We start from the raw sequence: 11,311 nt of genomic DNA, 5'->3' as shown, positions 1-11,311 counted from the left end.
TTTAAATTACAACGCATAATATAACTATTACACCAGATACAAAAGAAATTAGCCACAAGCTTTTATACCTAGATACTTTATAGTTAAAGTTTTCACCAAGATTATTGATTTTAAGAGCCATGAGTGACGGCATAATCATTAAAAGTACTGCGATTGATAAACCAACACATGTCATAGCATATATAAATATATCAGGATCAAGCTGGTTTATAATTAGTGGTACAGCAAATGTTAGAAGAGTAGCTATCGAATAGCCAATAACTTTTTTTGTTTTATATAGTTTATAAGTATCAAGGTTAAAGTGAAATAATGATAAGTTAACACTTAAAAAGGATGTCATAATCGCAACATATGTGAATATATGTAAAACAGCTGATGTCACTGGTGTTTTGACCTTATCTCCTAAAGCCATGAGGATATCACCAATGTTAGCTTTATCTACTGGGATATGATTAAATATTGAGCCCATAAAGCTTACAGAACCGTGTAATGGTAACACCCCTAGGATTGTTGAAACCCATATTATGTAGAGTATAAGTGGGATTATGCTGCCAATAATAATTACTTTTTTGATATCTTTAGTATTTTTACTAAGGTAGTCAGATAAGGCAGGTACAATAATATGAGATGTGAATGAGGTCGTAAAAACAGGTATCGCAATAACAAGAGATATTCCAAGATCAACTGGAGCAACAAATAAATTCTTTGCTTCAATATACTTATTAAAAACGACACATAATATAACTAAGACAAGTATCTTTAAGATTATGAAAAATCGATTAGCATAGTCAACAAATCTTGTCCCAAGGACAACGATACTTCCAAAAATGATTACAAATAGTAAAGATGATAGATTTTCATTTATATTTGGAAATGTTGTTGATAGTGATGATGCAGCAGCAGAGATATAAGCAGTACTTATAAAATACATCAATACAAGAAAAGCTATACTAGCAACAACGCCACCGGCTTTACCTAAATATTTCTCTGCTATTGTTTTAAAACTACTGCCATAAGGCATAGAGCAAGAAATATCTGCTATAACAACAGCTGTGTAAGTCATTATACTCCATACTAAAATTATTAGTATAGAACCAATTACAAATCCAAGTTTTGCTGTGATTATAGGCAAGGCTAAAATGCCACCACCAATCATGGTGCCAACAATAATCATTATAGATCCTAGAATCTTAATGAAACTGTTTTGTGAATTATTCATTTCGAAAGTATCTTAGTAATTATTACTCTAGTGAGTAGGTTGTTGTGTTTGTTGTGCTTTTTTCTGCATATAAATAGCATCAAAATTAATAGGTGCTAAGTTAAGAGGCAAGAAACCACCTTTCATAATTGAAGAGTCAAGAACTCTCTTAGCGTAAGGGAATAGTGTGTTGGCACAATAAGTGTTAAGCACTGACTCAATTTGGTCTTCTGGCATATTCGTTATTGTGAATATTCCTGCTTGAGTAACTTCAACAATATATACATTGGCATTATTGTTTTTTGTAGTTACTGTAATTGTTAAATCAAGCTCAAAGTTTTCTTCATCAAGCTTTTTAGTATTTATATCAATATTGAAGTCAGAGTTGGGGTTCCATTGATCTTTGAAACATTCTGGTGAATTAAGAGTTTCAAGAGATGTATCTTTTGTGTAAACTTTTTGAATTAAGAATGAAGGTTGATTTTCATTGTTTTGCATAGTTTTTCCTAGAAAATTTATAAGTTATAACTTGAGAATTATAACAAATTAGAAAAACTTATGTAATAAGTTAAGATTTTTTTAGTTCGAAAAGTATATTCAATGCTTCAACGGGAGTTATGTTATTGATATCGATATTATCAAGCTTTTCTCTTAATACATCTGGTTGATTTGGACTTTCAAGATTAAAAGATGTTTGAGGCTGGTCAGAGTCTATTATTATAGATTGTTTGTTTTCAAGTTTGTGTAGGTTTTGCTTAGCAGATTTTAGAACATCTGAAGGGATACCAGCTAATTTAGCAACCTGTATACCATAAGATTTTTTTGCAGCACCTTCTACAGCCTTGTGCATAAAGTAAATATTGTCTTTATATTCTTTAGCTTCAAAATGGATATTTTTTATATTCGAGTACTTGTTTACAAGTTCAGTAAGCTCAAAGTAATGAGTAGCAAAGAGTGTAAAAGCTCCTATTTTAGCGAATTTTTCAGCACAGGCTTCTGCTAATGATAAACCATCAAAGGTACTAGTTCCTCGACCTATCTCATCCATTATTACTAAGGAATTACTTGAGGCATTATTAAGGATATAAGCAGTCTCAGTCATTTCAACCATAAAAGTAGATCGACCACTTGAGATATCATCAGATGCTCCTATTCTTGTATATATCGTATCAATATCACAAATATCTGCATGGCCTGCAGGTACAAATGAACCAAGGTGTGCTAAAAATATTAGCTGAGCAACTTGGCGCATATATGTCGATTTACCACCCATATTAGGGCCTGTGATTATTTCTAAAGTATGAGTATCTTTTGTTAGGGATGTATTGTTTGGAATAAATGGCTCATCAATATTTTGTTCTATAGCAAGGTGACGGACTTCTTTAAGTTCTAATTTACCATGGTTGTTAAAACTTGGTTGCTTAAGGTTTAGTTTGATAGCTCTTTCAGCAAAGTTAGCTAGAACGTCTATTTGGGCAATATTCTCGGCAGTTTGTTGAATTTGGCTGTAGTACTCTAACACTTTTTTTAGTAGAGAGTCATAGATTAGTTTTTCTCTAGTTAGGGCTTTTTCTTTTGATGAAAGGATCTTATCTTCAAAGTCCTTTAGTTCTTCTGTTATGTAACGCTCACTAGCTTTTAATGTTTGCCTTCTAGTGTATTCAGCAGGGACTTGATCGGCATATTGTTTAGATAGTTCTATATAGTAGCCATGCACACGGTTATAGCCAACCTTAAGTGTACTTATACCTGTTTTTTGTCTTTGTTGTTGCTCAAATTTTAATAAGAAATCATAAGAGTTATCTTTTATGCTTTTAAGTTCATCAAGTTCTTTATCAAAACCTTCTTTAATAACTCCTCCATCGCGAATAGTTACCGGAGGATTATCTATAATTGCTTTATCTAAAAGATCAACTAACTCATCAAGTTGATATACACCATTATTTAGGCTTTGTATTTCATTAGCTTTTCTCTCGGATAAAAGTTCCTTAAGTTTTGGCAACTGTTTAAGGGAGTTTTGAAGAGATATTAAGTCTTTAGGTTTTACAGTCCCTAAGGCAACACGAGAGATTATTCTTTCGATATCGCTAATGTAACTAAGCACTTCTTGAAGCTTTAAGAAGTGGTGATTTTCTTTAAAATTATCAATAATGTTATGGCGTAGATGTATTTTATCTAAATCCTTTGTGGGATTTTTAAAATATCTTCGTAATAATCTACTGCCTAGACTTGTTTTACATTTATCAATAATGCTTAGTAAGCTGCTTTTTGAGTTGTTATCAAGTTCAAGATTTATTCTACTGTTAATATCTATATTTAGTATCTGTTCATCTTCATTAAAGCTAATGTCTGTAATATGTCTAGGTGTATCTTTTAGAGTGCTAGCAAGATATCCAAGTATTGAACCTACAGATATTATTTGCTCAGACTTATATTGTTTTAAAATATTGGTTGCTAAGCTTATATCAAGAGAGTCAGATATATGTTTTTTTGCTTCAAAGCCACTAAAGAACCATTCTTCTAGAACTTTAAGAGGCTTTTGGAATATATCTTGTTCCTTAAGTTCATGAGAGTTAGTGATAATCTCTTGAGGGGAGAGTTTTAAAACCTCGTTCTTTAACTCGATTAAATTGTTTATCTTATTTAACAAGTATATTTTGCCTTGAGTATAGCTGGTATAAGCTAGGTAATATTTATCATTTTTTGTATAAATACTTAGTAAGATACTATCTGTATTTGTATCTAAGAAAGCTTCTTCGGAAACTGTTGCTGGGGTTATTATCCTTACAACATCTCTCTCGACAGGGCCTTTGGAAGTATTAGGATCACCTATTTGTTCACATATTGCTATAGACAGTCCCTTTTTAACAATCTTTGCAATATAGCTCTCAGCTGCGTGATAGGGTACACCGGCCATCGGTATAGGATCACCGTTAGATTTACCGCGAGCTGTAAGAGTTATATCTAAAAGGTCAGCCGCTTTCTTAGCATCATCAAAGAATAACTCATAAAAATCTCCCATACGATAAAATAGCAGGATATCTTTATATTGTGCTTTGATTTTTAGATACTGTTGAATCATTGGTGTGTGCTGAGAAATATCTTGCATAAAATCAATTTAGAATATTTTGTATGTGAGTGATTATATTATATATGATTGGTATAACAAACTTTGAAAATCATTCATTGCTATCTTTTTTATTTTATCAAAATACTTTAGAATATCTGTAGCTATTTTTATGAATTGATTTGCATTTGAAAGGAGAAAATAGAAAATGAATTATTTAGACTTTGAGTCAAAAATTAAAGAAGTTGAAGATAAGATTACATCGTTGTCTCATGTCTTTGAAGATGAAAAAACAGAGAATGAACTTAAAAAATTAAATAAGAAAAGACTTGAGTTAATGGAGTCAACTTATTCTAAGCTTACAGATTGGCAAGTAGTTCAGTTATCTCGTCATCCGGATAGACCTTATTTTAAAGATCTTTTACCATTAGTTTTTACTGATTTTCAAGAGCTTCACGGTGATAGAGCATTTGGTGATGACTTGGCTGTTATCGGTGGTCTTGCAAAATTAAATAATGTTCCTGTAATGGTTATAGGACAAGAAAAAGGTCGTGATACTAAGAGTAAAATTAAGCACAACTTTGGTATGATGCATCCAGAAGGATACCGTAAGGCACTACGTTTAATGAAGTTGGCAGAGAAGTTTAATATGCCTGTTATAACTTTTATTGACACTCCGGGTGCTTATCCTGGTATTAAAGCAGAGGAGCGTGGTCAAAGTGAAGCTATCGCTAGGAACTTGTTTGAAATGAGTGCGTTAAAAGTTCCTGTAATTTGTACAGTTATTGGTGAAGGGTGTTCTGGCGGTGCGTTAGGTATAGGTGTTGGTGATAAATTACTTATGCTTCAATATAGCTATTTTGCAACAATTTCTCCAGAAGGATGTGCTTCAATCTTGCATAAAACAGCAGAAAAAGCTTCTGAAGTGACACAAATGATGAATATAACTTCCGATCGTTTAAAAGAGCTTGAGATCGTTGATGGTATTATACCAGAGCCTTTAGGTGGAGCTCACAGAGATTATGATTCTACAGCTGCTAATATCAGAAAAGCTTTAGCTGTTGAGTTAAAAGAATTATCAGCAATGTCCGTTGAGCAAAGAAACTCAAAAAGATATGATAAATTGATGTCTTTTGGCCGATTTAAGGAGGCTTAATTTATAAGCTAAAATGATTTATGAACTTACGAGTGGCAAAATCACAAGCAGGATTTGGTATAGTAGAATCTATGCTTGCTGCAATGATTTTGTTATTTGTACTTTCTTCTGGTTTTCTTCTTCTAAATAGTGTCTTAATTAATATAACTCTTGAGAATAAAAAAGATGAGATCGCATCAATTCTTGATGAAAGAGTAAATATCTATCGTCTTACTGGAGTCTTTGATGATTCTAAAACTAAAGATGGTATAGAATTCAAAAAAACAGTAGTCCTAAAAGTAGAAAAACAAGCAAAGCCTGTAGAAGAGAAAAAGTCTGTGGATAGATTTAATTCATACAGTATTGCAGATATCAAAAAAATGGCTGAAAAAGCTGATAAAAAACAGCAGAAACTGGCTTCTAAAAATGTCAAGGTGATTTATAAATTAGTCAATATAGCTGCTTTTGACGATACTATGGGTGTCGCTGATAGAGTCAAAATTATACAGCGAGAGGTAAAGCAAAGTGATAGTCAGAAAAAGCAATAAAGCATCTGGTTTTACCTTGCCAGAGCTAATGGTATCAATGGTTATAGCTGCTATAGTTATGTCGATGGCCTTGGGTATTTATATCAATATGAAGCAACAATATACAAAGCTTAATGAAAAACATAGGATAAATACCGATCAACTAATGGTTAAGCAAATCTTTTATAATGCTATAGGTCATGCTGGCTATATCACAAAATATGGAGATTTGCATCAACACCTTGTGGATAACTCAGGGGATAACCTTGGAGATATCTTCGGTAAAATGGGGATTATTACTATAGGTAAGGCTCCTATTGAGGAAGTTTCAGGTTTGCCAGAAGGTTTAACTTTACCTTTTGAATCTTGTCAGCAACGTAAGGCTGATCAGGGTGATTTAAAAAGTATGAACCTTAATAAAGAGATACATTGTGTTGAGCCAGATACTGATTATCTTGTAATCCAGAGAAGTAGTTTGGACTCTAGTTTAAAAACAAATTCTTCAAATAATATTTTTAAGGTAAATGATTTTCAAAAGAATATATCACCAGAAAGAAATATTTCTATCGATGATTATTTAGTTTTATGTAATGCTTTTGAGTGTGATCTAGTTAAGGCAGGGGCTATAACAGGAGATTTTGTTTCAACAACTAATCGTATTGAGAACAAATTTAAAGTAGGGGACTATGTTGGTAAGTATGTTCTAGAGATTTTCTTTGTTGCAGATACTGGTAAAAAAGATAAAGATGGAAAAGAGTTATATTCACTATATGAATATATAAAACAAAATTCAAATGACTCATCAATGTATGAGTTGATAAGTAATGTTAGTGACTTAAAAATTCAATATGTTTTAAACTCTGATATACATAGAGGTAGTGCAGAGCTAAATTGGCAAGAGATAGAAAAAGCTCCTATTAATGTAAGAAGCGATACGATTGCAGCATTGAGAGTCTCTTTTAAAGTTTCTGGTCAGCCAACTAGTAAAATATTTTTGGTAGGAGATGCATAGATGCAAAGGCTACATAAAAATCTTAATTCTAAAAGGTCAGGTTCAGCATTGTTAATGGCATTAATATTTTCATTTGTAGTTATGGTGTTATTAACCGGTCTTCTATATACCTTTAAGATGGGGTTGCTTACTACTAAAAGTATTATTAAAAACAGTAATGAAAAAGTGCTTGGTGAAACTTATATATTAAATGCTAAAGATGATATAGATTTCACAAAATCAAATGAGTTTGTAATAGGTGATAGCAAATTTGAGATAGTTGTTAATGATGATGATATTTCATCTTTTTTTCCTAAAGGGAATAATGCCGAGCTTTTCCAGTCACAACAATACAATAGTTATAATGCAATATATGAAGCATCTAATTTAGGCTCAGCTGTAGATCTAAAAGAGAGAATTATCTATAACGCATTAAGTGCTAATCTATACCAAAATTTTGGTGGAGAATTTATAGCAATAAATGTTCCAATGATAAATACAGCTGCTATTACTGACTATAGAGCAAGAACATATCGTTTGTCTAATGATGGAGGAATGAAAGATAAAGCTAAAGGCTTTATTGGTTTTATTCAAAAACAAAATAGACAGATAGATATATTTACTGAGAAAGCTAAAATTGGTGTTCCTATTCCAGATTCTATGGGTATTAACTATAAAGTAAAAGTCGGCTGGAATTTAGAAAAGGGACAGTGGAATTTATATTTACTTTTATATGATACTGATAAATTATTTACTACGCATTTTTTATTAGATGATATCTTGAATGAAGATGTTAAAGGATTAGCTGCAGCTAATGAAGAGTTAGGTAATGACATTGGCCAATGGCGAGCTGTTATCCAACGAGGTGGCAAAGGATCATCTGGAGGACAGTTTCTCAAAGATAATATCTTTGATGTTGTGTGGTATTTTGATGAAAATGATGAACCTCCACAACTTATGCTAGTAAGAAAAGCCGATAAAAAGAAAGGAAATAGAGAAGTCTTAGAGGTTTATTATTCACAGTATTCAAGAGTAAATGAGAACTATAGCCTTAAGTTGGCAGATACATTAGAGTTCAAAGCAAAATTAAGTGATAAGAATATTAAACTTTTAGTACCAGATACAGCAAATAATCTTAATGCAAATATGGTACTTATCTTTCATCCTAATAGCCAAAGTAAAACTCTTATGGGTGTAAGTGATTTTAACTATAATGGTGATCATAGAGTTGGAAAGAGCTTAGATACTTATATTGATGGTGAGACATTTGGAAATCCGGTCATAATTTCAAAAGATGAAGATTCTATGTATATTTTTACATTTGAGCCAAATAAGATTCATAGGTATGAGTATGTTAAAGGTTATGGAGGTTTTGAACCTTTTGATTATGGTTCAAATGGATTAGAGAAGGAGTTTGATTTTGGTGGTGTTGCAGGTGATATGGTGACAGGCTCAAGTGATCCACAAAATAAACAACAGTCAGGTGATATCATTCAGTTAATTGTGCCAAAATTTGGTTATTTATTTGTTTTTACAAACACTAAGGTGATTCAGTTAAACTCTAATTTAGAGGAGCTTCAAGAAGTCGCTCTTAGTAGTTATGAGGCACCACAGATTTTAGCTGATTTTGATTCTATAAAAAATACTGTAAATAAGGTTTATATTCAGCCGAATGCATTAATTTCAAAAGTACAAGAAATTAGAGATAATCTTGGAGATGAAGATAAGCCTAAAGATGAGAGTGAAATAAATGATCAATTTCAGACTCAGATGGATAATTCGAAAAATAATGAAAACAATGAGGATGAAGATATTGCAGGTGAACCTGTATATCTAGATAGTAAATATCTTTATCCATTAGGAATAGTTAAAAAGGTAATAATATGAGTATATTGGATAATGTAAATACTGAAAAAAGGAATCAAAGAAGCTTGAATCTTGATTCAATGTCTATTTCAGAGTCTATTAGTTTAATGATAGATGAGGAGTATAATGTTATAGAAGCTCTAAAAGAGCAACATGGCAATATCGTAAAAGTAATTACACAGACTTCACAAGCTCTCAAAAATGGCGGCAGAATAATATATGTTGGTGCTGGAACAAGTGGTCGACTAGGTATATTAGATGCTGTAGAGTGCCCACCGACTTTTAGTGTTGATTATAATACTGTTGTTGGCCTTATCGCAGGTGGTGAGAAGGCTTTTATTGAGGCTCAAGAAGGTGCTGAAGATGATCCTGAATTTGGCAAAGAAGATCTAAGACAGATAGGTTTAACAGACAAAGATATTGTTATTGGGATAGCAGCTAGTGGCAGAACTCCATATGTAATAGGAGCTTTAGAATATGCTAATGCTATTGGAGCTCAGACAGTAGCTATAAGTTGTACAAAGCAAGCAAAGATATCACAGTATGCTAAACTTCACATAGAAGCTGTACCTGGTCCAGAAGTTTTGACTGGTTCAACAAGATTAAAATCTGGAACTACGCAAAAACTTATCTTAAATATGATATCAACATTATCCATGGTATCTGTAGGAAAAGTTTATCAAAACTTAATGGTTGATGTTAAACCAACAAATGAAAAGCTTGTCGAGCGATCAAAAAGGATTATATGTGAAGCTACAGGTGTTGACTACAATACAGCTGAAGATTTTTATAAAAAAGCTAATAAATCAGTTAAATTAGCTATAGTTATGATACTAAATGATTGTGATTATAACCAAGCTTTGGCAATATTAAAGAATAACAATAACTTTATAAAAAGCTAAAATGAGAGTATTGATATTATTTATAGGTGTTTTGATTAGCTTAAATGCATATTGTGCTATTTATCAAACAGAGGAAAATGGTATTCCAGATTTTTCTAATGTTAAGTCAAAAGATTCTAAAAAGCTTAATATGCAAAATGATCCTGTATCTGTTGTAAATATGAATAGTGTCTCAAAAAATTTATATCAAGCACGCAGATATAGTCCGCAAGGTCCAGATTATTATATACCAAGAGGACAAGATACTCTTCAGTCATCTTTCCCAGAGCAGTATACAGATAACTATTATGATTTTTATGGTCGTAATCATCACTATGAGAGTTTGATGTCATCAACAGAGAGTTTCCAGAACTATGCTTGGGATGGCGCAAATAATTCAAGATTGCGAACTAATTATTAATCAAAATACTCTATCATATATAAGACTTTATGTCTTGTTAGTTTTTTTATAAAGGTTTTAGCATGTTGTTTAGAATCTTCTAAAAGAGGTTATATGAAAAAAACATTTCTATATATTATGATATCTTTATTTCTAGTGCTGCTGTTAGTTTTTATACTAATGTATTTTGAGATAGGAAATAGTCGTTATGAAAAGAAACAGTGTGAAGTTATAGCTAAAAATATGAATACTGTTTCAAAATATGAAGATGGTATTTGCTTTTTAAAAATGAATAATACTTATATCCCTAAAGGCATGATAAAAGAGATGTATTTATAGTAACATGCAGGTAATTCTTATATCAATTAGCTCAATGATTTAAAATATCTATTTTGTATTGCTCTAGTAGTTATTTTTTATACTGTCAAATCAGCTATATTAATAGATGCATTATGATCTTTACTAAGATATTCTAAATGTAAGTTTTATAAAAATTGGGTTTCTTAGGTAAGCCTTTTTCACATAAGGAAGTATGATTATGAAAAAAATATTTTTATACGCAGCCGGTTTTGCTTTAGCTGTTTCTAGTTTTGCAGATGAGTGTCATCCATCAATAAACTCTAATGAACAAAACTTTGTAGTTGGTTATGGTAGTTTGATGAATGATTCATCAAGAATGAGAACAAATCCAAAAGCAGAAAATGTTTATCCAGTAGAGGTTAAAAATTTTGAGAGAGTTTGGGGCTTAAGAGCAGGAGGATCATATAGAACAACAGCTCTTTTAGTTGTGCCAAAGCAAGGTGCGCATTTAAATGCAGTTTATTATCCTGTTAATTCAGATGGGATGAAATCAGCAGATAGTAGGGAAGTGCATTATTGTCGATATAAAATTCCAACAACAGATATACAATCATTAGGTCTAAAAAACCTGCAAAAAGGAACTTACTGGATATATGCTCAGCAACCAAACGCAATTAAAAAGCCTAATAAAGAGTATCCAATTATTCAGTCATATGTTGATTTATTTATAACAGGGTGTATGCAAATTCAAGATCGCTACTTAATAAAAGGTTTTGTTAAAGAATGTATACAGACAACAAAGGGATGGAATAATAATGCTTGGATTAATGATAGAGTTAATCCACGTAGGCCAACTGATTCAACACCTGGGGCAATTGAGGTTGATAACTATTTAGTGAAGTATCTTGGCAAAGCTTATTATAACCATAAGTATGAGTAGAGTAGC

The 11,311-nt window shown here is 31.8% G+C and carries 11 protein-coding genes; 8 read left to right on the top strand and 3 right to left on the bottom strand.

Annotated elements, in window-relative coordinates:
* Position 1: 1 nt before the first annotated feature.
* From FIP56_RS08635 to mutS, 3 genes are all read right to left on the bottom strand, one after another.
* Positions 2-1,219 (bottom strand): aromatic amino acid transport family protein, encoded by a 1,218-nt coding sequence (locus FIP56_RS08635; protein WP_192578513.1) that lies wholly within the window; start codon positions 1,217-1,219, stop codon positions 2-4.
* A 27-nt stretch (positions 1,220-1,246) separates the two neighbouring features.
* On the bottom strand, positions 1,247-1,696 hold the full coding sequence (gene secB, locus FIP56_RS08630; protein WP_192578512.1) for a protein-export chaperone SecB: 450 nt from the start codon (positions 1,694-1,696) through the stop codon (positions 1,247-1,249).
* Between the two features lie 70 nt (positions 1,697-1,766).
* Positions 1,767-4,307 carry a DNA mismatch repair protein MutS gene (gene mutS, locus FIP56_RS08625; protein ID WP_192578511.1) on the bottom strand — a complete coding sequence of 847 codons (2,541 nt, stop codon included), beginning with the start codon at positions 4,305-4,307 and terminating at the stop codon, positions 1,767-1,769.
* 166 nt (positions 4,308-4,473) lie between these two features.
* Between mutS and FIP56_RS08620 the strand changes: the two genes are divergently transcribed.
* The 8 genes from FIP56_RS08620 (at position 4,474) to FIP56_RS08585 (ending at position 11,305) form a co-directional block, all read left to right on the top strand.
* Positions 4,474-5,421, top strand: coding sequence for an acetyl-CoA carboxylase carboxyltransferase subunit alpha (locus tag FIP56_RS08620; RefSeq protein WP_192578510.1), 948 nt, complete (start codon positions 4,474-4,476; stop codon positions 5,419-5,421).
* 20 nt (positions 5,422-5,441) lie between these two features.
* Positions 5,442-5,948, top strand: coding sequence for a pilus assembly protein (locus FIP56_RS08615; protein WP_192578509.1), 507 nt, complete (start codon positions 5,442-5,444; stop codon positions 5,946-5,948).
* On the top strand, positions 5,926-6,939 hold the full coding sequence (locus FIP56_RS08610) for a prepilin-type N-terminal cleavage/methylation domain-containing protein (protein ID WP_192578508.1): 1,014 nt from the start codon (positions 5,926-5,928) through the stop codon (positions 6,937-6,939). The genes FIP56_RS08615 and FIP56_RS08610 overlap by 23 nt, the downstream gene beginning before the upstream one ends.
* Complete coding sequence (locus tag FIP56_RS08605; protein WP_192578507.1) at positions 6,940-8,805, top strand: hypothetical protein; 1,866 nt, start codon at positions 6,940-6,942, stop codon at positions 8,803-8,805. It begins immediately after the preceding gene.
* Entirely contained in the window at positions 8,802-9,686 is an 885-nt protein-coding gene (murQ, locus tag FIP56_RS08600; RefSeq protein WP_192578506.1) for an N-acetylmuramic acid 6-phosphate etherase, read from the top strand. The genes FIP56_RS08605 and murQ overlap by 4 nt, the downstream gene beginning before the upstream one ends.
* A gap of 1 nt (position 9,687) precedes the next feature.
* A complete protein-coding gene (locus FIP56_RS08595; protein WP_192578505.1) occupies positions 9,688-10,086 on the top strand; it encodes a hypothetical protein in 399 nt (132 codons plus the stop codon).
* Between the two features lie 93 nt (positions 10,087-10,179).
* A complete protein-coding gene (locus tag FIP56_RS08590) occupies positions 10,180-10,404 on the top strand; it encodes a hypothetical protein (protein ID WP_192578504.1) in 225 nt (74 codons plus the stop codon).
* 199 nt (positions 10,405-10,603) lie between these two features.
* Entirely contained in the window at positions 10,604-11,305 is a 702-nt protein-coding gene (locus FIP56_RS08585) for a gamma-glutamylcyclotransferase family protein (RefSeq protein WP_192576961.1), read from the top strand.
* The last annotated feature ends 6 nt before the right edge of the window (positions 11,306-11,311 follow it).

The organism is Francisella sp. LA112445 (assembly GCF_012224145.1).
In the GTDB taxonomy this organism is placed as follows: Bacteria; Pseudomonadota; Gammaproteobacteria; order Francisellales; family Francisellaceae; genus Francisella.
This window is presented reverse-complemented; position numbering and strand designations above follow the sequence as displayed.